Origin of the sequence: Arthrobacter sp. A5 (genome assembly GCF_051131705.1) — a bacterium.
Lineage (GTDB): Bacteria > Actinomycetota > Actinomycetes > Actinomycetales > Micrococcaceae > Arthrobacter_M.
On sequence record NZ_CP180316.1, the window covers coordinates 1133856 to 1157813 of the forward strand.

22 protein-coding genes are annotated in these 23958 nt (G+C 66.0%); 15 read left to right on the plus strand and 7 right to left on the minus strand.

Annotated features, from left to right (window positions below; all coding sequences use genetic code 11):
• Nucleotides 1-45: 45 nt before the first annotated feature.
• The 12 genes from ACLLJI_RS05155 to ACLLJI_RS05210 all read left to right on the plus strand — a co-directional run bounded on the left by ACLLJI_RS05155 (nucleotide 46) and on the right by ACLLJI_RS05210 (nucleotide 14443).
• A complete protein-coding gene (locus tag ACLLJI_RS05155; RefSeq protein WP_434621245.1) occupies nucleotides 46-291 on the plus strand; it encodes a YlxR family protein in 246 nt (81 codons plus the stop codon).
• 194 nt (nucleotides 292-485) lie between these two features.
• Nucleotides 486-3527, plus strand: a complete 3042-nt coding sequence (infB, locus tag ACLLJI_RS05160) for a translation initiation factor IF-2 (RefSeq protein WP_434618711.1) — start codon at nucleotides 486-488, stop codon at nucleotides 3525-3527.
• Between the two features lie 85 nt (nucleotides 3528-3612).
• Entirely contained in the window at nucleotides 3613-4068 is a 456-nt protein-coding gene (gene rbfA / locus ACLLJI_RS05165; protein ID WP_434618714.1) for a 30S ribosome-binding factor RbfA, read from the plus strand.
• Nucleotides 4069-4238: 170 nt separating this feature from the next.
• Entirely contained in the window at nucleotides 4239-5840 is a 1602-nt protein-coding gene (locus ACLLJI_RS05170) for an arylsulfotransferase family protein (RefSeq protein WP_434618717.1), read from the plus strand.
• Nucleotides 5841-5906: 66 nt separating this feature from the next.
• A complete protein-coding gene (gene truB / locus ACLLJI_RS05175) occupies nucleotides 5907-6851 on the plus strand; it encodes a tRNA pseudouridine(55) synthase TruB (RefSeq protein ID WP_434618720.1) in 945 nt (314 codons plus the stop codon).
• Nucleotides 6852-6860: 9 nt separating this feature from the next.
• Complete coding sequence (locus ACLLJI_RS05180) at nucleotides 6861-7241, plus strand: hypothetical protein (RefSeq protein ID WP_434618723.1); 381 nt, start codon at nucleotides 6861-6863, stop codon at nucleotides 7239-7241.
• Between the two features lie 2 nt (nucleotides 7242-7243).
• The gene (locus tag ACLLJI_RS05185) at nucleotides 7244-7678 is read left to right on the plus strand and encodes a hypothetical protein (protein WP_434618726.1); all 435 of its coding nucleotides are present in this window, start codon (nucleotides 7244-7246) and stop codon (nucleotides 7676-7678) included.
• Entirely contained in the window at nucleotides 7675-8823 is a 1149-nt protein-coding gene (locus ACLLJI_RS05190; RefSeq protein WP_434618729.1) for a GNAT family N-acetyltransferase, read from the plus strand. Before ACLLJI_RS05185 ends, ACLLJI_RS05190 begins: the two co-directional genes overlap by 4 nt.
• 265 nt (nucleotides 8824-9088) lie before the next feature.
• The gene (locus ACLLJI_RS05195; protein ID WP_434618732.1) at nucleotides 9089-10033 is read left to right on the plus strand and encodes a bifunctional riboflavin kinase/FAD synthetase; all 945 of its coding nucleotides are present in this window, start codon (nucleotides 9089-9091) and stop codon (nucleotides 10031-10033) included.
• Nucleotides 10034-10273: 240 nt separating this feature from the next.
• Nucleotides 10274-10543 carry a 30S ribosomal protein S15 gene (rpsO, locus tag ACLLJI_RS05200; protein WP_283561120.1) on the plus strand — a complete coding sequence of 90 codons (270 nt, stop codon included), beginning with the start codon at nucleotides 10274-10276 and terminating at the stop codon, nucleotides 10541-10543.
• A gap of 309 nt (nucleotides 10544-10852) precedes the next feature.
• Nucleotides 10853-13084 carry a polyribonucleotide nucleotidyltransferase gene (locus ACLLJI_RS05205; protein ID WP_434618736.1) on the plus strand — a complete coding sequence of 744 codons (2232 nt, stop codon included), beginning with the start codon at nucleotides 10853-10855 and terminating at the stop codon, nucleotides 13082-13084.
• A gap of 3 nt (nucleotides 13085-13087) precedes the next feature.
• The gene (locus ACLLJI_RS05210; RefSeq protein WP_434618739.1) at nucleotides 13088-14443 is read left to right on the plus strand and encodes a M16 family metallopeptidase; all 1356 of its coding nucleotides are present in this window, start codon (nucleotides 13088-13090) and stop codon (nucleotides 14441-14443) included.
• Nucleotides 14444-14583: 140 nt separating this feature from the next.
• Here ACLLJI_RS05210 and ACLLJI_RS05215 read toward each other — a convergent pair whose 3' ends face one another.
• The 5 genes from ACLLJI_RS05215 to ACLLJI_RS05235 all read right to left on the minus strand — a co-directional run bounded on the left by ACLLJI_RS05215 (nucleotide 14584) and on the right by ACLLJI_RS05235 (nucleotide 19504).
• Complete coding sequence (locus tag ACLLJI_RS05215; RefSeq protein ID WP_283561123.1) at nucleotides 14584-14850, minus strand: MoaD/ThiS family protein; 267 nt, start codon at nucleotides 14848-14850, stop codon at nucleotides 14584-14586.
• On the minus strand, nucleotides 14851-15987 hold the full coding sequence (gene moaA, locus ACLLJI_RS05220) for a GTP 3',8-cyclase MoaA (protein WP_434618743.1): 1137 nt from the start codon (nucleotides 15985-15987) through the stop codon (nucleotides 14851-14853).
• Between the two features lie 155 nt (nucleotides 15988-16142).
• Entirely contained in the window at nucleotides 16143-17600 is a 1458-nt protein-coding gene (locus tag ACLLJI_RS05225) for a glycosyltransferase 87 family protein (protein WP_434618746.1), read from the minus strand.
• 264 nt (nucleotides 17601-17864) lie between these two features.
• Nucleotides 17865-18341: a hypothetical protein gene (locus ACLLJI_RS05230; protein WP_434618749.1), complete on the minus strand. Its 477-nt coding sequence runs from the start codon at nucleotides 18339-18341 to the stop codon at nucleotides 17865-17867.
• Nucleotides 18342-18343: 2 nt separating this feature from the next.
• A complete protein-coding gene (locus ACLLJI_RS05235; RefSeq protein WP_434618752.1) occupies nucleotides 18344-19504 on the minus strand; it encodes a molybdopterin-dependent oxidoreductase in 1161 nt (386 codons plus the stop codon).
• Nucleotides 19505-19867: 363 nt separating this feature from the next.
• Here ACLLJI_RS05235 and ACLLJI_RS05240 point away from each other — a divergent pair, with 363 nt between their 5' ends.
• Nucleotides 19868-20548 carry a haloacid dehalogenase type II gene (locus tag ACLLJI_RS05240; protein WP_434618755.1) on the plus strand — a complete coding sequence of 227 codons (681 nt, stop codon included), beginning with the start codon at nucleotides 19868-19870 and terminating at the stop codon, nucleotides 20546-20548.
• Nucleotides 20549-20743: 195 nt separating this feature from the next.
• On the opposite strand, the gene ACLLJI_RS05245 is transcribed toward ACLLJI_RS05240, so the two are convergent.
• Nucleotides 20744-21463 (minus strand): class I SAM-dependent methyltransferase, encoded by a 720-nt coding sequence (locus ACLLJI_RS05245; RefSeq protein WP_434618757.1) that lies wholly within the window; start codon nucleotides 21461-21463, stop codon nucleotides 20744-20746.
• The gene (locus ACLLJI_RS05250) at nucleotides 21460-21963 is read right to left on the minus strand and encodes a hypothetical protein (protein ID WP_434618760.1); all 504 of its coding nucleotides are present in this window, start codon (nucleotides 21961-21963) and stop codon (nucleotides 21460-21462) included. The genes ACLLJI_RS05245 and ACLLJI_RS05250 overlap by 4 nt, the downstream gene beginning before the upstream one ends.
• A gap of 137 nt (nucleotides 21964-22100) precedes the next feature.
• Here ACLLJI_RS05250 and ACLLJI_RS05255 point away from each other — a divergent pair, with 137 nt between their 5' ends.
• Nucleotides 22101-22259, plus strand: coding sequence for a hypothetical protein (locus tag ACLLJI_RS05255; RefSeq protein ID WP_434618763.1), 159 nt, complete (start codon nucleotides 22101-22103; stop codon nucleotides 22257-22259).
• Nucleotides 22256-23956: a molybdopterin-dependent oxidoreductase gene (locus ACLLJI_RS05260; protein WP_434618766.1), complete on the plus strand. Its 1701-nt coding sequence runs from the start codon at nucleotides 22256-22258 to the stop codon at nucleotides 23954-23956. The genes ACLLJI_RS05255 and ACLLJI_RS05260 overlap by 4 nt, the downstream gene beginning before the upstream one ends.
• Nucleotides 23957-23958: the final 2 nt, after the last annotated feature.

Genomic DNA, 23958 nt, shown 5'->3' on the forward strand with positions numbered 1-23958 from the left:
GCGGAAACAGTGTTTCAAGCGCCTGCGGTACCGTTGCGCACCTGTGTGGGTTGCCGTCGTCGTGATGCCCAGTCACGGTTATTGCGGATGGTGCGTGGAATGACTGCCGACGGTGTGATTAGTGCGGTAGCCGATCCTCACCATCGTCTATCCGGTCGGGGTGCCTGGTTGCACCCCACCCGGGAATGCCTTGAGCTGGCTCTCAAACGACGTGCCATCGGCCGCGCCCTGCCGGGTGTCGCCGACAACTCGTCCGTCCTAGGCCATATCGCAGGACTGACCGGAGGGTAGCACTATGACCGAACTGAACAAATGTCCAACCTGGAAGCGGGTCAGAAAACTGATGGAAACCCGATGAGTACCCAGCGATGAGTGCCCAACGATGAGCGTTTTTTTATGCTCTGAAACCGTACGTTCCGGCATGGAGCGTCGAATTAAGAATTAAAGGCTCGTACCTGTCCGGTGCGGGCCGAGACAGGAGAAATGTGGCCAAGGCCCGCGTACACGAGCTTGCAAAAGAGCTCGGCATTACCTCGAAGGAAGCTGTCACCAAGCTTCAGGAACTGGGCGAGTTTGTTCGCTCTGCCTCCTCCACCATCGAGGCGCCCGTCGTGAAGAAGCTTCGCGACGCATTCCCCGCTGCACCTTCCGGTGCCGGGGCTTCCAACGGCTCCTCAACTGCCCCGGCCGCTGCTCCGGCTCCGGCCGCTCAGGCAACTCCGGTTCCGGCAGCCGCTCCGGCTCCTTCCGCTAGGACAACGCCGGCTCCGGCCGCCCCCGCGTCCTCAGCTCCGGCTCCGGCAGCTCCCGTGGCTCCGGCTCCGGCAGCAGCACCTTCAGCTCCTGCGGCTACGGCTCCCGTAGCCCAGACGGCTCCGGCGGCTACCGCTCCCGTAGCTCAGACCGCTCCGGCGGCTACCGCTCCCGTAGCTCAGGCCGCTCCGGCGGTTACCGCTCCTGCGGCTCCGGCTCCCGTAGCTCAGAGGGCTCCGGCAGCAGCGGCTGCAGCATCGTCCACTGCGGCCAAGCCGGGAGCACGCCCGGCTCCTGCACCGGCCCCGTCGCGTCCTGCGACGGCAGGGCGCCCCGGCGGCCCGCGTCCAGGCAACAACCCGTTCGCGCCGTCGCAGGGCATGCCCCGATCCGGTTCACGTCCCGACCGTGGTGAGGGCGAGCGGAGCGCGCGTCCCGGCGCCGCCGGCCCCCGTCCGGGAAACAATCCTTTTGCTCCGTCCCAGGGCATGCCGCGTACGGGCGGACCCCGCTCCGCTGAGGCTGGAACAGGCGGCGCTCATGCAGGGACAAGGCCCCCAGCCGGCGCAGGCGGACCCCGTCCCGCGGCTGGCGCTGGCGGACCTCGTCCGGGGGCACCGCGTCCTGGCGGTTCGGGCCCCGGCGGCGCGCGCCCCACTCCGGGCATGATGCCTAACCGCACCGAGCGTCCGGCAGCACCGGGCCGCGGCAACGATCGCCCCGGCGGAGCCGGCCGTGGACGTCCGGGTGCACCGGGAACTGGTGCGCCGGGTGCCGGAGGCGGCACCGGAGCACCGGCCGGCGGTGGTTTCGGCAAGGGCGGCCGTGGACGCGGCGGGACCCAGGGCGCCTTCGGTAAGGGAGGCGCCGGACGCGGCAAGCAGCGCAAGTCGAAGCGGGCGAAGCGGCAGGAACTGGAGCAGATGAGTGCTCCGTCGCTGGGTGGCGTGAGCGTACCCCGCGGCGACGGCAACACGATTGTTCGTCTGCGCCGAGGCTCCTCGATTACGGACTTCGCCGACAAGATCGAGGCGAACCCGGCAGCGCTGGTGACGGTACTCTTCCACCTCGGTGAGATGGCTACCGCGACCCAGTCGCTCGACGAGGACACCTTTGCCCTGCTCGGCACCGAGTTGGGCTACAAGCTCCAGGTCGTATCGCCGGAGGACGAGGAGCGCGAGCTGCTCAGCAACTTCGACATCGACTTCGAGGCCGAACTTGAGGCCGAGGGTGACGAGGACCTCGAGGTGCGGCCGCCGGTCGTCACCGTCATGGGCCACGTCGACCATGGTAAGACGCGTCTGTTGGATGCCATCCGCAACTCGGACGTTGTGGCCGATGAGCACGGTGGCATCACCCAGCACATCGGTGCCTACCAGATTGAGCACGAGCACGAGGGCACCGATCGCCGTATCACGTTCATTGATACTCCGGGCCACGAAGCGTTCACCGCTATGCGTGCCCGTGGTGCCAAGGTCACCGATATCGCTATCCTGGTGGTCGCAGCCGACGACGGCGTCATGCCGCAGACGGTCGAAGCGCTCAATCACGCCCAGGCAGCAAACGTGCCGATCGTCGTCGCGGTTAACAAGATCGATAAGGAAGGCGCCAACCCGGAGAAAATCCGTGGGCAGCTGACCGAATACGGTCTGGTTCCTGAGGAATATGGCGGCGACACCATGTTCGTCGACGTCTCGGCCCGCCAGAACCTGAACATCAACGAGCTGCTCGAAGCGGTCCTGCTGACGGCGGATGCGGCTTTGGACATGCGTGCCAATCCGAACAAGGACGCCCGCGGTATCGCGATCGAAGCGAACCTGGACAAGGGCCGGGGTGCCGTAGCCACGGTGCTGGTCCAGTCCGGAACGCTGCACGTCGGCGATACGATCGTGGCCGGTACGGCGCACGGCCGTGTGCGGGCCATGTTCGATGAGGACGGCGGAATCATCACGGAGGCGGGCCCGTCGCGCCCGGTACAGGTACTGGGGCTGTCCAATGTTCCGCGTGCAGGTGACACGTTCTTCGTTACCGGGGATGAGCGTACGGCTCGTCAGATCGCCGAGAAGCGTGAAGCGGCCGACCGCAACGCTGCCCTGGCCAAGCGCCGCAAGCGCATCAGCCTTGAAGACTTCGATCAGGCAGTCGCCGCGGGCAAGGTTGACACGCTCAACCTCATCCTCAAGGGTGACGTGTCCGGTGCCGTTGAGGCGCTGGAGGATTCGCTGCTCAAGATTGACGTCGGTGAGGGTGTCCAGCTGCGGGTTATCCACCGCGGCGTTGGTGCCATCACGCAGAACGACGTCAACCTGGCCACCGTGGACAATGCGATCATCATCGGCTTCAACGTCAAACCGGCAGAGCGTGTTGCCGATCTTGCGGACCGTGAAGGCGTTGACATGCGCTTCTACTCGGTCATCTATGGCGCGATCGATGACATTGAGCTGGCGCTGAAGGGCATGCTCAAGCCGGAGTACGAGGAAGTCCAGCTTGGTACGGCGGAGATCCGCGAGATCTTCCGTTCGTCCAAGTTCGGAAACATCGCCGGTTCCATCGTTCGCTCCGGTACCATCCGTCGGAACTCCAAGGCACGAGTGCTGCGCGCCGGCAAGGTTATTGGGGAAAACCTCACCGTCGATTCGCTCAAGCGTTTCAAGGACGACGCGACCGAGGTCCGGGATGGTTTCGAGTGCGGTATCGGACTCGGGTCATTCAACGACCTGCAGGCCGAGGACATCATCGAGACGTTCGAGATGCGCGAGAAGCCGCGCGCCTAACACCGACATCTGAGGTGCGCAAAATGGGGCCGCAAAGCCAAATCACCCCCATTTTGCGCACTTCACCTTATTGAGGAGTAGTTTTATGGCCGATTCGGCACGCGCTGCTAAGTTGGCGCAACGGATAAAGGTTATTGTCGCCGAGGGGCTGCGCAAGCGGGTCAAGGATCCCCGGGTCCAGGGCATCACGGTGACCGATGCCCGGGTGACCAATGACCTTCAGCATGCGACGGTCTACTACACGGTGCTCGGCGACGAAACCGCGCAGACCGATGCGAAGGTGGGGCTGGAAAAGGCCCGCGGCGTGCTTCGGCAGGAAGTGGGCCGGAACGTTACGGTCCGGCTGACTCCCACGCTGGAATTTGTGGCGGACGAAATTCCGGTTAACGCCAGCCACCTGGAGGATCTGCTTCGGACGGCCAAGGCACGCGATGCTGAAGTCGCCGCGATCGCCCAGGGTGCTGCCTTCGCCGGGGACGCGGATCCTTACAAGAAGGATGACGAATCCGATTTGGACCAGCGGGACGACGACGAGGAATAAACCCGGCGCAGGCCCCGCCCGCACCGCCCGACAGGGTGCGTGCCGGCGGGCTTCCGCGTTAAAAGCACGACTGCCGCTTTGAAATAGGACCCGTGGGGATGCTGAGGGCTCACAGCAGAGTATCAGCGTACGTGCCGGTGAACTGCAGATCCCGGTCCATATTATTGAATATGGAACCTATCCAGGATGAGGACGAAGCCAGCCGCGGCGTCGACCGAAGGACCTGGGTGCGGGGAGCTCTCAGCCGCCGCGGGTTCCTGATCGGCGCCGGGCTGGCCGGGGCGGGAGCGGTTGCTGCTGCCACCTATGCCAGCCACGATGCGATCTCCGGCGCTTTGACTCGTACCGCCGCGCATCCAGGCGCATCGGCGGGTCCCAGCCCGTCGGCGTCGTCCAGCTCTGTTGCCGCAGCGCCGCCCGCGCTGCCGGACCGGACCTTCGTCAGCACACACCTGACCACCCCGCGGGTCACAAGCTGGGCCACTTCGCCGACCGCCGCCGGGCTGATTTTTGTCGGTCCGATGGGTCACGGCTCCAATGGTCTGATTTTGGACAGCCATGCCGAACCTGTGTGGATGGAGTCGACCGGCGCCGGCGTGACCGACCTGCGGGTTCAAACGTTCGAGGGCCAGCCGGTGCTGACGTATTGGACCGGGACCGGAATCGGCGGACATGGGCAGGGCACCGGCACCATTCTGGACACAAGCTACACGATGGTCGCCCAAGTCAATGCCGGCAACGGGTTGAAAGCGGACCTGCACGAATTCAGCCTCACCGCGGCCGGCACCGCGCTGATGATGTCGTACCCGACGGTTCCCCATGATCTGCGGCCCGTCGGCGGTCCGACCAAAGGGTTCATCTACGACTGCCATGTCCAGGAAATCAACGTCAGATCCGGCGAGATGCTTTTCGACTGGAGCGCCGCCGACCATATCGATATTGCGGATACCTACAAGTTGCCGGCGGACGACAACGCCAGCGCCGATGGTTCCACCGAAGCCAAGGCGTTCGATCCGTTCCATCTCAATTCTGTCGATGACGCAGGCGATGCCTTGCTCGTCTCCTCACGGCACACGCACACGCTCTATCTGCTCAACCGCGCGGACGGGGCCATCCGTTGGCGGTTGGGCGGGAAGCTCAGCGACTTCACGGTGGCCTCGGACGCAGCATTCGCCCGGCAGCACGACGCCCGGCACCGGTCCGGCACCCTGATTAGCCTTTTCGACAACCACTATTCCGCCGGGAATACCGGCGCCTCGCGTGGGTGGCTGCTCAGCGTCGACGAAGCGGCGCGGACGGTGTCACTGCAACAGGAGTTCAGCCATGCCGGCCATCGTGGCAATTCGCAGGGAAATGTCCAGATTCTCGACGACGGGCATGTCCTCGTTGGTTGGGGATCGGACCCCGCCGCCACCGAATTCACCCCGGATGGCAGGGCATTGTTCGAAACCACTGGCTTGGGCAATGCGTCCTACCGGACCTACCGCTGCCCCTGGACAGCAAGCCCGACCACGCTTCCCGAGGCCGCTGTTCTAACCGGCAACGGCTCCACGATGCAGGTCTACGCCAGCTGGAACGGTGCCACGGAAACCGCGGCGTGGCGGTTTATGACCGGGGCCAGCGAGGAATCGCTTACCGAGGCGGGGACCGTGCCGCGCCGCGGATTTGAAACGTCCGCGGCGGTGGCAGTGGCGGCCAAGGTCGCGGTTCAGGCGCTGCACCTGGACGGTTCGGTGTTGGCCACCTCGAACGTGCTGACCGTCCAGCACTGACCGTCCAGCACAGGCGCCAGCTGCCTCGGGCAGGACTTCCCAGGGGCTCCACATATACTGGAGAGCGTGCATTCTGGACTGATCATCGTGGATAAACCGCCCGGCTTCACCAGCCACGACGTCGTCGCCCGGCTGCGGCGCCTGACCGGAACCCGCAAGGTCGGCCATGCCGGTACCCTGGATCCGATGGCCACCGGCGTGCTGGTTGTCGGTATCAACAAGGCCACCCGTCTGCTGACGTACATCGTCGGGACCGGCAAAACCTACGAGGCCACGATTCGGCTTGGCCGCAGCACCGTGACGGACGACGCCGAGGGCGAGGTCACCGCCACAAGGACGACGGCGGCGCTCACCGATGCGGCTATCCGCGCCTCGGTCGGGGCACTGACCGGGGAAATTTCGCAGGTTCCCAGCAGCGTCAGCGCCATCAAGGTCAATGGCGAGCGCGCCTATGCCCGGGTCCGCTCCGGCGAAGAAGTGATCCTGGCCTCCCGTCCGGTTACGGTCCACAGCTTTGAAATCCACGGCATCCGCAGGGTCCCAGCAGCGCCAGTTGCCGGGGCCAGAGACGGCGTGGAGTTGACCGATCTTGACGTCACGGTAGAGTGCTCGTCGGGAACCTACATCCGGGCGCTGGCCCGGGATCTTGGCGCCGGGTTGGGGGTCGGCGGGCACCTTACCGCGCTGCGCCGCACCCGCGTGGGACCCTATTCCGTCGACCAGGCCAGGACCCTGGAACAGCTCGAGGACGCTGTGCAGTCAGGGGGCGAGGTGCAGATCCTTGACCTGGCCGGGGCCGCCCGGGCACTGATGCCGGTGCGCGAACTGACCGACGAGGAAGCATCCGAGCTCTCCTTCGGCCGGCGGATTGTGTGCAGCGGGGACGGCCCCCACACCTCGGAGAAGCCCGCCGCCGCGTTTGGGCCGGACGGCGCTCTGGTGGCCCTGCTGGCGGACGCCGGAAGCTATGCCAGGCCCGTCCTCGTTTTCAGCCCTGATCTGGGAGCCTAAGGCGTGACAGTGGACGGCTGGTTTATTGCTTCGCTCGTGGTCGGGCTCATCTCCTCGTTAATTTGTGTGGTGGCCGCGTTGCTGAAGAAGGGGCCCAACGATGTAACGCTGCTGTCCGTGGTGGCGGTTGAACTGTTTCTGCTGAGCTATCTGGTGGCCTCAATCGTCAGGACCGCCACCGGCGTGCAGCCAGCCGGGGCGGCATGGGAATTCTGGGCCTACCTGATTACGGCCATTTCCTTGCCGGTCGCGGGATTCTATTGGGCCATTCTGGACCGCGCCTTTTGGAGTAATTACGTGCTGGCGGCGGTGGGACTGACCATCGTGGTGATGATGGCCCGAATGGCGCAGATTTGGTACGGCATGGCAACACTAGCGGTAGGGACATAGCTATGACCATTAACAGCACTCCGGCGGCCAGGACGCAGGACAGCAAGTCAACCGGTGCGGGCCGGCTCCTGATCGCCGTCTACGGTATTTTCGCACTTGCCGCCAGCGCACGTGCCGGCTTCCAGATCGCGAGCAAGTTCTCCGAAGCGCCGGTGGCCTACCTGCTCTCCGCCTTTGCCGGCCTGGTCTACATTGCTGCCACCGTTTCGCTGGCCAAAAAGGGGGCATTCTGGTTCCGTGCGGCCGCGGTGGCGGTCGGTGTGGAACTGCTCGGGGTGCTGGTCGTGGGAGCACTGAGTCTCTTTGATGCCCGGGTGTTCCCACAGGAGACCGTCTGGAGCCTGTTCGGCCGCGGCTACGGATTTGTTCCGCTGTTGTTGCCCATTCTGGGCCTGATCTGGCTGTACCGTCACCGGGCACCGGCGCAAACCGCATGAGTGCGGGCGTTCCCGAGCTTGACGACGGCGTCGTACGGCTGCGCGCGTTCCGGACCGCCGATGCCGGCGACTATGCGGCACTGAACCGGGATGCGGACAATGTCCGCTGGGCCAATTCGGATCCGGAAATGACCACTGCGCAGGCCTTGGCCGCGATCACCGGAATCATCCCGGAGAATTGGGCCAGTGGCCATACCCTGCGTTTCGCCGTTGCCGAGAGCAGCGGCGCGTTCGCCGGGACAACGGCGCTGCATAATGTGCGTGACGGCAGCGCCGCACTGGGCATCAAGCTCGCCCCGTCGGCTCGAGGCAGGGGCCTGGCGCTGTACGCGGTCCGGCTGATCACCGGCTACGCCTTCGACACACTGGGCCTGGACGTCCTGCACTGGCACGCCGGCGTCGGCAACATGGCGAGCAGACGTCTGGCCGAGCGCGCTGGATTCACGCTGGAAGGCACCGTTCGGGGGTATGGCAGCGCCGGCGGCCAGCCTGCGGACGGGTGGATTTTCACGCTGACGGCGCAGGACCACGGTTCCGGGCGGGGCCGTCTTCCGGAATTTCCGGCCCCGGCAGCGGTCGTGCCGGTACTCACCGACGCCTTTGTGACACTGCGGTCGCTCCGGAGCTCGGATAAGGAGCAGCTTGTCGCGAATTGCCGGGATCCGGAGGCGATCCGCTGGACTACGGTGCCCTTGGACTATGGTCCGGCCGATGCACTGACCTTTATCCACGATGTTGTACCGCGGGGCTGGGCCAGCGGGGAGACGCACACCTTCGCGGTTACCGACACGGGCATGGACAAACTGCTGGGCACCATCGACCTGCACGGCTTCCGGCCAGGTACGGCCGAGCTCGGCATCAACATGGCTTCGCAGGCTCGGGGCAGCGGGGCGGCCGAGGGGGCAGCGCGGCTGTTGATCGACTACGCCTTCACCGGTCTGAATCTCCAGTACCTCTACTGGCGCGCGCTGGTGCCGAACTGGGCGAGCCGCAAACTGGCCTGGAAACTGGGGTTCCAGCTGGAAGCGCAGCTGCGCGGCTTCACCGACGACCGTGGAACACCCGCAGACGCCTGGATCCTCACCCTGGCCGCCGCGGATCAGCGGCACCCGAGGACTCCGTGGGACGGTGCGGCGGCGCCGTAGCCGCGGGCCTGCCGGTCAACCACCGCGCCGAGTGCCCGTGCGGGGGCGGCACGCGCCCTCTGCGGTGGCGGCACGCGCCCCCCGTCATTGGCGGCATGCGCCCACCGCGGCACTGGTGCCGGACCTGCGGCGTCGATGGTCCGGGCAGCGGGCGCCCGGGCGGGACCGGCCCCGCATGCGGGTAACCTTAGAGAGGTTTTCGGCCCCCAAGCGGGTCGGTCAGTAACGACGCCGGGCGCCCGCGCGCGGCAAAAGGACGAGGGTGATGGTGCACTTCTGGAACGGTCTTCACGAGGTTCCCGTTGGATACGGACCATCGGTGGTGACGCTGGGGAACTTCGACGGGGTGCATCGCGGGCACCAGCATGTGCTCTCCGCGTTGGTGGCCACCGCGCACGACCGTGGGGCCAAGGCCTTGGCGATTACCTTTGATCCGCATCCAGCGAAGGTGCACCGCCCGGACACTGCTCCGGAGCAGCTGATGGGGCTGGCCGACCGGCTGACGACAATGGCCGCCTGCGGCTTGGACGCGGTCCTGGTAATGCCGTATACACTGGCGCTCGCCGCGCAGACTCCGGAGGAATTCGTCCGGTCGGTGTTTGTCGACACGCTCGGTGCCGCCGCTGTGGTAATCGGCCACGATGTGCGCTTCGGCCGGGGCAATTCCGGGGACCTTGGTACCATGCAGGAGCTGGGCAAGGACCTGGGTTTCGACGTCGTCGTGGTGAGCGAGTTCGGATCGGACCGGCGCTGCTCCTCGACGTGGGTGCGCGAGGCGCTGGCCAGGGGCGACGTGGACACCGCCGCAGAGGTGCTGGGGCGTACGCACCATATGCGCGGTGAGGTGGTCCACGGCGCGGCACGCGGCCGCGCCTTGGGCTTTCCGACGGCGAACCTCTCTGACGACGCCGTCGGCTACATTCCGGCCGACGGCGTGTACGCAGGCTGGCTGACGGACGCGGACGGAGTGCGCCGGCCGGCAGCGATCTCGATCGGCTCGAATCCCACCTTTGTGGGTGTGAGCCGGCAGGTCGAAGCCTATGTGATCGACCGGCCGAACGAACCGGTGGAGGCGTTTGACCTCTACGGCCAGGTCGTCGTCGTTGAGTTTGTGACCAGGCTCCGAGGCATGGTCGCGTACACCGGTCCCGCGGCGCTGGTGGACCAAATGCACCTGGATGTGGACCAGGCCCGTCAGATTCTGGCCTGAAGGCCGGCAGATTCTGGTCTGCAGGTCGGAAGAACTGCGGCTTGTCGCACGCCACTTCGACAGAGTCAACCCGCGCAGAGTAAACTGGAAAGGTTGAATCCGGCTGCAGTCCGTGGCGGCTGGATTCCGTCCTGATCGGGCGGCTTCGCTTACCGCAACGTAGCGAGTCCGATCCGCCTCAGGCAGTACCCGGCAGCGCAGTGCTGCACCGGGCATCACGGCACAATCCAAGGAGTAACCGTGGCATTAGAAGCCGCTGTAAAGCAAGAAATCATGAAGGCTTACGCCACCAGCGAGGGCGACACCGGCTCGCCGGAGGTCCAGGTTGCGATGCTCTCCAAGCGCATCCTCGATCTGACCGAGCACCTTAAGGCGCACAAGCATGATCACCACACGCGTCGTGGTCTGATGGGCCTGGTCGGCCGCCGTCGTCGTTTGCTGACGTACCTGCATGACACCGACATTACGCGCTACCGTACGCTGATCGAGCGTCTCGGCCTGCGCCGCTAGCAGCACCGTGAGGCGGCCCTTCCAGTCCGGAAGGGCCGCCTCCGCGGTATTATACCGGCAATATCGCCGGTACTGACCCGGCAATTAGTCAGTAATTCGAGAACTAACTTAATCAGGAGCCAACCGGCGTCGCGCATTCGCGGTCCTCGGTAGTGATCTCCGGGAACAGACGGCCTATTGACGGCAGGCGCCCGTGGATCTCGATCGAAGACCGGGTGTTGTACAGGTCCCACAGCTAAAGACGGGTGGGCTTGGGGATGATGTTGGTTGCCTCCTGCCGCACACGCAAAGAAACGGAGGTGACTCTCTATGGAGGGTCCCGAAATTAAGTACTCAGAGGCCGTTATTGACAACGGCCGCTATGGCAAGCGCGTTATCCGCTTCGAGACCGGACGGCTGGCCCAGCAGGCCGCCGGTGCCGCGATGGTCTACATCGACGAGGACACGGCACTGCTGTCGGCGACGACTGCCGGCAAGCACCCGCGCGAAGGCTTCGACTTCTTCCCGCTGACGGTCGACGTCGAGGAACGCATGTACGCCGCCGGCCGCATCCCGGGCAGCTTCTTCCGCCGTGAAGGCCGCCCCTCGACGGAGGCGATCCTGGCCTGCCGCCTGATGGACCGCCCGCTGCGCCCGGCCTTCGTGAAGGGCCTGCGCAACGAGGTCCAGATCGTGGTCACCGTGCTGGCGATCAACCCCGACGTGCTGTACGACGTCGTCGCCATTAACGCCTCCTCAATGTCCACGCAGCTCTCCGGGCTGCCCTTCTCGGGCCCGATCGGCGGCGTCCGCGTTGCTCTGGTCAACAATGAGCAGGGCTCTCAGTGGATTGCCTTCCCGAAGCACTCGGAGCTGGAAAACGCCGTGTTCAACATGGTGGTTGCCGGTAAGGTCACCGCCGACGGCGACGTCGCGATCATGATGGTCGAGGCCGAAGCCACGGACAACTCCTGGAAGCTGATCAAGGAAGAGGGAGCCACTGCGCCGACCGAGGACATCGTTTCGGAGGGTCTGGAAGCGGCGAAGCCGTTCATCAAGGCACTTTGTGAAGCGCAGGCCGACCTGGCGGCACGCGCCGCCAAGCCGACCGCCGAATTCCCGGTTTTCCTGGACTACCAGGACGACGTGTTTGCAGCGGTCGAGACCGCCGCGGCCGCGAAGCTGACCGAGGTGTTCCAGATTGCGGACAAGCAGGACCGCGACAACGCCTCGGATGCACTCAAGGACCAGGTTGTCAGCTCCCTCGCCGGACAGTTTGAGGGACGCGAAAAGGAGCTCTCCGCTGCTTTCCGTTCCGTCACCAAGCAGGTTGTCCGCCAGCGCATCCTCAAGGACCAGATCCGCATCGACGGCCGCGGCCTGACCGACATCCGCCAGCTCACCGCCGAGGTCGAGGTTCTGCCGCGTGTGCACGGTTCGGCGATCTTCGAGCGCGGCGAAACGCAGATCCTGGGCGTCACCACCTTGAACATGCTCAAGATGGAACAGCAGATCGACTCGCTGTCTCCGGTCACGCGCAAGCGCTACATGCACAACTACAACTTCCCGCCGTACTCCACCGGTGAGACGGGCCGCGTCGGTTCCCCGAAGCGCCGCGAAATCGGTCACGGTGCCCTCGCCGAGCGGGCCCTGATTCCGGTGTTGCCCTCGCGCGAGGAATTCCCGTACGCGATCCGCCAGGTCTCCGAAGCCCTCAGCTCCAACGGCTCCACCTCGATGGGTTCGGTCTGCGCCTCCACGCTGTCCCTGCTCAACGCCGGTGTGCCGCTGAAGGCGCCGGTTGCCGGCATCGCCATGGGCCTGGTGTCCGACCAGGTTGACGGACAGACCCGCTACGCGGCGATGACCGACATTCTGGGTGCCGAAGATGCTTTCGGCGACATGGACTTCAAGGTTGCCGGAACGAGTGAGTTCGTCACCGCGATCCAGCTGGACACCAAGCTGGACGGTATTCCGGCATCGGTGCTCAGCGCGGCCCTGAAGCAGGCCCGCGAAGCACGCCTGCACATCCTCGGCGTGCTGAACGCGGCCATCGATGTTCCGGACGAGCTCTCCGAGTTCGCGCCCCGCGTCATCGCGGTCAAGATCCCGGTTGACAAGATCGGCGAGGTCATTGGGCCGAAGGGCAAGATGATCAACCAGATCCAGGAGGACACCGGCGCCGACATCTCCATCGAGGATGACGGCACCGTCTACATCGGCGCGACCAACGGCCCCTCCGCCGATGCCGCACGTTCTGCGATCAATGCCATCGCGAACCCGCAGATCCCGGAAATCGGCGAGCGTTACCTGGGGACCGTCGTAAAGACGACGACCTTCGGTGCATTCATTTCCCTGACACCGGGCAAGGACGGCCTGCTGCACATCTCCGAGCTGCGCCAGCTCGCGGGCGGCAAGCGCGTGGATAACGTCGATGACGTCGTCAGCGTCGGCCAGAAGATCCAGGTGGAAATCACCAAGATCGATGACCGCGGAAAGCTCTCCCTCTCGCCCGTCGTGGCCGAGGACGCTTCCGTCACGGCAGAAAGCGTTGCTGAGTAGTTCATGGCCTACACCCTATTGCCGCTGACGTCGGCTGCCGGCACCGCCGGGCAGGATTCCGCAGTGATCTCGGGCGAGACGGGCGGCGCCGTCGTGCGCCGTTCCGTCCTGCCGGGGGGAGTGCGGGTTCTGACCGAATCCATGCCCGCCCAGCGGAGCGCGACAATAGGGTTTTGGGTCGGTGTTGGCTCTCGGGATGAAGCCGAGGGCCAACACGGCTCGACCCACTTCCTTGAACACCTGCTGTTCAAGGGCACCCGGCGCCGCACGGCGCTGGAAATTGCCTCGGCGTTTGACGAGGTGGGCGGAGAGTCCAACGCCGCGACCGCCAAGGAAAGCACCTGTTACTACGCGAGGGTTCTTGATTCGAATCTGCCGATGGCCATCGACGTCATCGCGGACATGATCACGGGCGCGGTCCTCGATCCCGCCGAGCTCGAGCAGGAACGCGACGTTATCCTTGAGGAAATCGCCATGGACAGCGATGATCCGACCGACGTTGCGCACGAGAACTTTGTTGCCGCGGTGCTCGGAGGCCATGCCCTCGGCCGTCCGATCGGCGGCACCCCGGACGCGATCCGCGCCGTTTCCCGCGAGTCCGTCTGGGCGCATTACCAGCGCTACTACCGTCCCGATGAGCTGGTCATTACCGCCGCGGGCGGGCTGGATCATGACGAGGTCTGCGGTCAGGTGCTGACGGCACTGCGCGCGGCCGGTTGGGAGATGGACGACGACGCCGCCCCCACTCCGCGCCGGTCCAGCGAGCCGGTGGTCATTTCCGGGACCGCCGGTCTGCACGTGATCAAGCGCCAGGTCGAACAGGCCAATATCATTCTCGGCTGCCCGAGCATCGTCGCCAACGACGAGCGCCGGTTTGAGATGAGCGTCCTCAACGCCGTGCTGGGCGGCGGAATGTCGTCCCGGCTGTTTCAGGAAATCCGCGAAAAGCGCGGCCTCGTCTACTCCACGTACTCTTTCGCCTCCGGCTACGCCGACGCAGGATACTTCGGCATGTACGCCGGCTGTGCCCCGCAGAAGGTCGGCCAGGTGATCGGGCTGCTGACCACTGAATTGGAAAAACTTGCCGCTGACGGGATCACCGACGACGAACTGACCAAGGCCATCGGGCAGCTCTCCGGCGGTATTGTTCTCGCGCTGGAGGACACCGGCTCGCGGATGTCCCGGCTGGGCCGCTCGGAGCTGGTCTCCGGGGAATTCCTGGACATCGACGAGACGCTCTCCCGCGTTGGCATGGTGACGGCGGAGCAAGTCCGGACGCTGGCGCGCGAACTCGCCGCCGCGCCCCGCACCATCACCGTCGTCGGCCCCTTCGAAGAATCCGAGACCTTCGGCCTCTGACCGCGCGTTCGCGAGGGCTCCCTTGGTCGGCCACCGGCGCCGGTGAAAGCGGCGCAGAGTTAGCCCGTCACGGTGCGCAGGGTTGCATCGTGCGCAGCCCAAGCCGCCAGCGGTGCGCAGAACCGTTTGCCGAAAAGCGGTTAGCCGCCGGCGAAGGGCGGCAGAACATCTACGACGTCCTCCGGGTCCAGGTCGGCGGCGAGGTCCCGGAGCACGACCTCATTACGCAGAAAACTGCACCGCTTCAGCAGTTCACCCAAGGGCGGCGTATGCTCCGATGCCGAAACCGGATGCAGCGCGGTGAGCTGTTCCCGTAAATCATTGATGCTGATCGGCCCGGCGTGCAGAAGCGTCTCTTCGTTCATACCGGTGGCGGCCTGGGCCGCCGCAAAATAGCGGATCAGCATCTATCCGCCGATCGCGCTCATGCTGCGGTCCGGCTGCACAAAACCGGCCGCGCCAAGGCCCACGTGGTCCATGCCGTGCGCCTTCGGCTTGGCCCACATGGCTTCTTTCCAGCGGACCGCGATGGCGTCGTCGTCGGCCGCCGTCTCACCGGCGCGCAGCAGGTCCAGCAGATCCACCTCGACGCGCGAGAACAGGCAGCTCATCACCTTGCCCTCCGCCGTGATCCGGGTCCGCTTGCAGTCCGAGCAGAAGGGCTCCGTGACCGAGGCGATGATGCCGACCGTGCCCAGCAGCTCCGCGGAGCCGTGCCGGCGCACCTCAAAGCGCTCAGCCGGCGCGCCGTCACGCTCGCGCGGGTCCGGGGAAAGATCGAATTCCGCGGAGAGCAGCTGCCGGATTTCCGCGGCCGTGATCATGTTCGCCCGGGTCCAGCCGTGGTCCGCGTCCAGGGGCATCTGTTCGATGAAGCGCAGTTCATAGCCACCTGCCAGCGCCCATCCCAGCAGTTCCGCGGCGCCCTGGTCGTTGATGCCGCGCATCAGCACGGCATTGATCTTGATGGACCCTAACCCGGCCGCGGCGGCAGCCTCCACGCCGGCCAGCACCTGATCCAGGAAGGGCCGGCGGGTCAGCTGGGCAAAGGTCTCCGGATGCAGCGAATCCAGCGAAATGTTGATCCTGGTCAGCCCGGCGTCCTTGAGGGCCTGCGCCTTCTTCGCCAGACCCACACCATTGGTGGTCAGGGAGATCGGCAGCTGGGGATGGGCCTGGCGTAGCCCGGCGATGATGGCCACCAGGTCCGCCCGGACGAGCGGTTCGCCACCGGTCAGCCGCAGTTCACGGACACCGAGCCGGTCCACCCCGATGCGCACTATCCGCAGGATCTCCTCCGCGGTCATGACCTGGTTCTTGGACAGCCAGGCCAGGCCCTCGGCGGGCATGCAGTAGCTGCAGCGCAGGTTGCATTTGTCGGTCAGGGAAAGGCGCATGTCAGTCGCCCGGCGTCCGTACCTGTCAAACAGTCCGCCCTGACCGAGCGGCTTTCCGGTGGGGTCCGCAGCCTCGGCAGTAGCCGTGACCGGGGGCATACCCAAAAGCACGGGTTCTTGCGTCGCGTGGACATGGTCAACACTCATACCCCAACGCTACGCCACCCGGACCGTGCGGGCACCACCTCGGGGCTGGATTGCCTGACGCGTGGGCAGGATTCCGTGGCTGGGCGGGTTCATCGTTGGTTGTCGAAAAGGTGAGGCAGCCGTCGTCGTGCTGGTCAGCTGGCCGTGTACCGTGATCATTGTGGAGCCGACGAAGATCCGCGTGGTCCGGCTTCTTCCGCAGCACCGACCGCCGCCTGCCGCGCGGCCTGCCGACTGCGATACCACTTGGTTCCGGCAATGACGACGACGGCGGCAACCAGTCCCAGCCTCGCCACGAGTTGCCCATAGGGCTGGGCCCCGGTGAAATACATCATCGCCAGCACCGGGGGAATGGTGAGGAATTCATAGCGCCGGCTCAGCACGACGAAGGGCAGGAGCACAAGCGCATACCAGGGGTAGCTGGGGCTGGCGATCAGGAGCGTGCCGCCGATCATCAGCACCTGCTTGTCCCACGGCCGTTCCGGATCCACCCGGCGCCAGACGTACACGGCCAGCGCCGCCAGCAGCAGAACGCCGGCCGGCACGGCCCAACTCTGCGGCAGCACCAGCCGCAGCAGCGTGAAGCGCGGACTGTCCTTGCTCCGGTAGCCCTCCTCGGTCAGGTAACCCGGCAGGAAGCCGATCACGGCCCAGCCGTTGGCCAGCAGATACGGCAGGTAGAGCACGGTGAACGAGGCCATCGCCGCCAGCACAAAGCGCAGCGGCCGCCGGTACAGCAGCGCCGGTGCAGCGATCGCGGGGATCAGCTTGGCGGCCACCGCGGCACCGAAGGCCGCACCGGAAGCCAGCGCCCTGCCGCGCACCAACAGCAGCACTGCGGCCGTAACCAGCGCGGCCCCGAGGACGTCCACGTGCGCGTTGTTGATGGCCTCGAAGAGCACCAGCGGAGACCAGGCCCACCAGACCGCCTGGTGCAAGGGCCGGCCGGTGCGGCGCAGGAAGCGCAGCAGCAGGACGGTCACGGCGAGGCTGAGGGCGAAGCCCGCCAGCTGGAACGCCAGCAGGCCTGCCCCGGCGCCCGGAAGCAGCCGGACGGCCAGGAAATAGATCTCCGCCAAGGCTGGGTAGATGGTGGGCACATGCGGCCGGTTGATCGCTGTGCACAGCGGCGTGCCGCCGGGAACGGCCGTGGTGGCCTCCGTTCCGCTGGGGAACAGCTTTGCCGTACAACTGCCGTCAGCGGCCGCCGGCTGGAACAGCCACCCCGGCCGCAGCCGTTGCAGCGCCTCATCGGCGGGAACGTAACGGTACGGGGAAACGCCCACCGTCTGGACAATCCCGTCCCAGGCATACCGGGCCGCGTCGTTGCTCGTGGCCGGAGCTGCGGATATGGCCGCACCGCCCAGCAGCAGAGATCCGAGGACGACGACGGCGGCCGCACGGCGGGCGGGAATCCGGCGGACCGCCACCGCGGTGGGAACAAAGACGGCCCACGCTGCCAGGGTGCCGACCGGAGAAACCCATTCCGCCCCGGCGTCCTGGGTTACGGTCCAGAAGATGACGGCGGCCAGCCCGAAGAGCAGGGCCAGCGGGAGCAGCCACTGATGCAGCGCCGAGTTGCCGCCACCCGGTCCATCCGGTGTTTCGCTCACATACCGATCCTGCACCGTCACGACCGTCATTGGGAGCCGGAACGGCCCACCGTTCGGATTTCGTAAGGTCTGGACGGGGTGCCGGAGGCGCCAGAAGCTACCCGACATCCGCAATCACGCTGCGGATGTCGGCCAGGATGCGTGCACCTGCGGCGCCCCCCCATGGTCACGGAGATGTTCCCATGAGACGCCGCCCTGACCATGGAACACCGCTCTCTGGACTACGCCGGAACCTTGAGCAGGAAAAGGCGGCGCTCGAAAAGATCAAGCCCTCTCAACCCACGGGGGAAGCCGTCGCCGTTTCGGCGAGGTGTTTCGCTTGTGTTGCTGGCGTTCGGCGATCACGACACCGGCGGTGGTCGCGGCGGCAAGGCCCAGGAGGAACCCCAGCAAATTCAGCGTGTAGGGCAGGGTCAACGCGGTGGGCGTTCCGGTGCGGGGCGCCGTATAGATCAGTGGCATTACAACGAGCAGGACGACCCCGCCGATGACGAGGGCCAGACGGATCAGGTACCTTCCGGCCCGTGAGAGTTTCCGGGCAAGAAATACCGTGAGGGCTCCCATGATGAGCAGAGCCGGTACGAATAGACCGTCATGAAGGATCACGCTGCCGGCCAGCCACACTATGATCCCCACGATCTGGCCCGGCGGCACCTTCGTCGCAATCCCGTAGATGCCCCAGGCCAGGGGCAGGAGGCCAAGGACTATGAGGAGGATCCGGGACTTTCTCAAATCGGTCATCCCTACCGTACCTCCAGGCTGGATAGCCACTTTGTCTGCAGCACACCGGGTCGGTTGGGGGCGATCAGGCGTGCCGGGTAGCCGTGTTCAAGGTCCAGGGGCTGACCATTGACGTCCAGGGCGATGAGGGTCAGCTCATCCCACGCGTACTCGCGCGGTACCTGGGCCCCGGTGTAGGCGCCCTCGGTTTCCAGGGAACGGACCTCGGCCGCTTGCCGGGGATCGGCCCCCACCATGGCCAGAAGCTCCCGGACGCGGACACCGCCCCAGCGCGCGTTTTGGCTCCAACCCTCAACACAGGCGATCGGCAGAACCACCTCGGTTTGCGGCATCGCACGGAGCTCGGCCAGGGTGAACATGCGCGTGAGGTCCTTATTGATGACCTTCAGGGCCCATGCGGGGTCCGTGGCGGGTGCGTGGATCTTCGCCTCCGCGGCCGTCCGGTTCACCGGCAGTGCGGCGGGGCCTTCCCCCGGGCGGCGCGGCGCGAACAGATCGACGGGGCCCAGGGCAGGTATCGCCTGCCCGATGGTGGTCACGGTCAGAACCGCCGCCGCGGCGACAATCGCGCCCACGAAGCCGCGGCGCGAGGTTAGCACTTCGTGCTCGACGGCCGTGGCGGGACGGGAGGCCCGCCAGTGTGCGTGGATCAGGGGCAGTTTCACCCCGATATGGATGACCAGCGACCCAACGATAATCCAGGCCAACCAGAAGTGCACCTCGCGGAAACTGAACGGCCACGGATACCATTTATAAACGTTAAGCAGACCCATTCCGAGTTCGAGCACGGAACTGGCGACGAAGAGAGCAATCGATGCCCTCTCGACCGCGCTCCTGACCCCGGTGATCACCGGCCAGCTGAAGAGCTTCGGATAGACCGTCCACAACTTGGCCAGCAGGAGCGGAATGCAGGCAACACCGGTGACCACATGCGTGCCCTGGCTGAGACGGTAGAGCCAGGTCGGTCTGGCCAGCACCGGTTGCCACGGTAACGGGTCCTGCAGGAAGTGGGAGTACAACCCGGTGAAAAAGCAGGTCACAAAGGCTACTCCGAGTAACCGGCCCACCACCACGGCCGTCCGCGGGGAATGCAGCGTTGAAGTGAAACTGCCCTGCAGCCACCCGAAGATCTTCCGCAGCAGCCAACCAAGGAACCTTCGCATACGTCCATTTCATCAGCGCGGCGCCGGGCGGGGAAGGAGGTAATCCTTACGATATGCGTACCAAACCGACCCGAAGGGGCGCGTCGGGGAATATTGTCGGACGGTGCCGGTGGACGCCCTTTATTGATCCTTGGCAGCCCCCGGGCAAGTCCATAGTCTTCGGCGCCCGACACCCGGGCATCTGGGTAGGCTTGACAGTGCAGACTCGCCGCCGCAGTCTGGAGCGAAGGGACCGGCGCCGGACGTGAGAAAGAATTGGAGCCTGGGATGTCATGGCGTGCCACTCCGTGGCCGCGGCACCATGTGATCCGGACAGCCGGCTGAATAAAGATTCTCCCACCCGAACAGATTATGGAGCCGTTCATGAACGATCCAGTAGCCGTGATTGTTTTTGATGTCAATGAAACCCTCTCGGACATGTCACCCATGGGGGACCGGTTCGCTCAGACCGGAGCCCCGGCGTTGCTGGCCAAAGTGTGGTTCGCAGCACTCCTGCGGGACGGTTTCGCCCTGGCTGCCGCCGGCGGCGGTGAAAAGTTCGCCGTGATAGGCGCCGAATCACTGCGCGTAACACTGACGGGCCTGCCGTTGAACTGCACCATCGACGAAGCCGTCGACCACATCATGGAAGGCTTCGCAGCCCTGACCCTTCATCCGGACGCAGCAGGAGGGGTCCGCGCCCTTAAGGCCGCCGGATTCCGGTTGACTACCCTCACCAACGGTTCGACCCGTGTGGCAGAAAAGCTGCTCAGCGACGCCGGCATCCTGGGTGACTTCGAAAAGCTGCTCTCCGTCGAGGACGGCCCCGGCTGGAAACCGCTCCGTGGCGCTTACGACTACGCCGCACAAAGCTGCGGGTTGGAAACGGCCCGCATGCTGCTCACCGCCGTCCACCCCTGGGACATCCATGGCGCCGCGCATGCCGGCATGCGCACAGCATGGATCAACCGTACCGGCACCCCCTACCCCGCATATTTCACACCACCCGACTTCACCATCAGCACCCTTGACGAACTCGCCCCACTCCTGACCGCCGGCCCATGAGGCCGGCGGTGTGCCCGAATGGGTCGGCGCCCTTGGCCCACCACCACGCCGGTACGGGCCATACTCCTCCACGCCCCGGTCTGCTGCGCCTGGCACCGTTCCAGGGGACCGGACGTGCTCTGACTTTCCGTAAAACCAGTCAACCAGAGGGATAGATCATTATTGCCTAAGACCGAACAGGGACTCCGATACGCGCTAATTCCGGCGGACAAGCCGGCAGAAGACACGCTGCTGGAATCCGCCGGTGCTCACAATCCTCCAGCCGGCTGCAGCGGCGTGGACAGCCAATGCGCCGGCGCCGACACGGGACCATGGAAACGCTTCGCTGACGTGGCCCGAAGCATCCTCCAGCACCGCCTGGTAGGCCAGATCCAGTTCAGCACGCGGATCCACCTCGACGAGGATGCTGCCTTGCGCGTCCAGCAGCTGCGCCAGCCTGGCGAGCAGGGCGGCGGCATTGCCGCCGATGCCGATGTTCCCGTCCAGCAGCAGGGCCGATCCCCACCGGCCTTCCTGCGGCAGTGGGTCAAAAATGGAGCTGTTGAGCGCCACGGCACCGCGGGCGCGGGCGTGCACTACCGCAATCTCACAGGTATCTACGCCCACGGCTTCTAGATCCAAACCGGCAGCCGCAATGAGCATCCGGCCGGGACCGCAGCCCACGTCCAGGACCGGCCCGCGGGCGCCGTGCAGCAGGGCGCATTCGGCGGCGCCCGCGGGAGCGCACCAATCCCGAAGCTGGAACCGCCGGGGAACGGCTCCCATAGTGACCTCCACCGGCATGGTGCCCTCCACCGGCCGGAGAACCAGGATTCCGGCACCTTGGCGGAGCCCTCGCGCATACGGTTCCTCGCGGCCTTGGCCAAAAAGCCGGCGCGGAGGTTTGACGGTGGTCCGGGCTGCCTGCGTGCTCATATGGAATCCTCCAGCGGATCAAGGGAGCGGGTCAGGCCCCGGACGTCGTCCGCGAACGGAATACCCGGGCATTCCTGCGGGACCTTGAGGGCCGCACGGACGGCGTCAACGTCGGTCAGCACCGGAACCAGGCCGGCGCTGATCCCGGCATGATGCAGCCGCGCCAGCTGATGAGCTCCGGTGGTCGGCGTGGACATCGGCACGCAGCGGACCAGGTGTCCGTCCGGTTGGTGCAGCGCCAGAGCCCGGAAGCCACCGTCGTGCGCCGGACCGAGCCAGGAACTGAACCGACCCTCCGGGCCGGACCAGTCCTCCAGCCCCTTGTCCCCCGACGACGGGGTCCCGTCCATCACCAGCAATCTGCTGCTGGCGGCGCTTGGCACGACGACGACGGCGGCCCTTCTTCGCTGGGAGCCGTCCGGCGTGCGGACGCGGGCCAGCTGTGCGGACATGTCTCGGGCCGCGGCACCGCACGGGGATGCGGGGACTTCATTGATCAAGGGCTTTTCCTTCACCCTTTGACGGTAGGAGCATGGCCGCCGTTCCGGCCCGGCGAAATCCTTACGGAACGGGGACAAATGCGCATCCGGGCCCCTGCACCGCTGCCGAAGGGGCGGGGCGAACCTATGCTGGGAGGGTGAACAGTCCGAAGTTTTCCGCCGGACCCGCCGGGGTGCGCAACCGCCGCATTCTTGTGGGCGGGGACGCGCCGGGTACGGAGGGCGACCGGATCATGGGCCTGGAAATGGGTGCGGACGACTACATTGCAACAGTCAGCCAAGGAGATCCATCATGAGCATCCGCACCAGATCCGGGCTAACCGGACACGGCGGGCTGCCGGGAGATGCGGGCGGACCGGGCGACGGCGGTGGCCGCGGAACCCCGGGCGGCCCCTCCGGCACTGGGGGTTTGGGAGACACCGGCCGGACGGGCCGCACCGAGCGGCGGCGGCTGACGCGGTGGGCCGGGGCCTGCGGCCTGGTCGCCGGGGCCCTGGGCGTGGCCGCCGGCGAGCTGACCGCCGCGGCCGTCAGCCCGTCCCTCTCGCCGATCACCGCCGTCGGTGGGGTGGCGATCGATGCGATGCCGCCTGGGGTGAAGGACTGGGCCATTTCGCTGTTCGGCACCTCGGACAAGCTCGCGTTCCTGCTGGCCATGTGCCTGGTCATCGCGGCGCTGGCCGTGCTGGGCGGCATCGTTGAGCTCCGCCGCAAGTTCACCGGCCTGGCCGGCTTCGCCTTTTTTGGCATCATCGGCGTCGTTGCCGTGCTCACCCGCGCGCAGAGCACGACGGCGGCCATCGCACCGCCGCTGGTCGCGGCGGGGCTGGCGGTCGTCTTCCTCACGGCCTTCCGGAACCGGCTGCTGGAATGGATGCCGCGCGATGCGCTGCCGGGTTCGACAGCCGCCGCCGGTCCATCGGCCCCAGGGCGGCGCAAGTTCCTCACGTCGATAGGCGTCGGCGCGGCCGTGGCCGTGGTCGCCGGCTTCGCCGCCACAGTGGTGCGCTCTACCGCGATCGGCATAGCCCAGGCGCGGGCCAATCTCGTACTTCCAGGGCCCGTTACGGCCGTGCCACCGCTTCCCGCCGGTGCGGCGCTGGCGCTTCCCGGCATTGCCCCCTTGGTGACACCCAACGCCGACTTTTACCGGATCGACACCGCGCTGGTCGTCCCCTCCGTGAACCCGGACAGCTGGACGCTGACGGTCAACGGCATGGTCGACCACGAGGTGGAAATCGATTTGAAGACACTGCTGGCGAAGCCGCTGATGGAGAATTACACCACTCTCGCCTGCGTGTCCAACGAGGTTGGCGGCGACTTGGTGGGGAATGCGAAATGGCTGGGCTGGCCGGTGCGTGAGCTGCTGGCGCTGGCCGGCGTTCAGCCCGGCGCGGACATGGTCCTCTCGCGCAGCACGGACGGTTTCACGGCCGGCACGCCGCTGGAGGCCATGACGGATGCGCGTAACGCGGTCATCGCCGTCGGCATGAATGGCCAGCCGCTGCCGCAGGAACATGGTTTTCCAGCGCGGCTGGTCGTGCCGGGGCTGTATGGTTTTGTTTCCGCCACCAAGTGGGTCACCAGTCTGACGGTCACGAGGTTTTCGGACGAGAAAGGCTATTGGTCCACGCGCGGCTGGTCGGATCACGGACCCATTAAAACGGAGTCCAGGATCGACACTCCGCGCGATGGCACTTCGCTGAAGACGGACACGGTGGCCGTCGGTGGTGTCGCGTGGGCCCCCCAGAAGGGCATTTCGAAGGTTCAGGTTCGCGTTGATCAGGGGGAGTGGCAGGACGCGGTGCTGGGCGGTGGCATTTCGAAGGACACGTGGGTGCAGTGGACGATCCGGCTTAGTCCGGGTGCCGGCCAGCATGAGCTGCAGGTCAGGGCATTCGACGGCGCCGGCCAGCCGCAGACCGATCAGGTGGCCCAGGTGGTGCCGGACGGGGCCACCGGTTATCACACAATCACCGTGCACACGAGCTGATC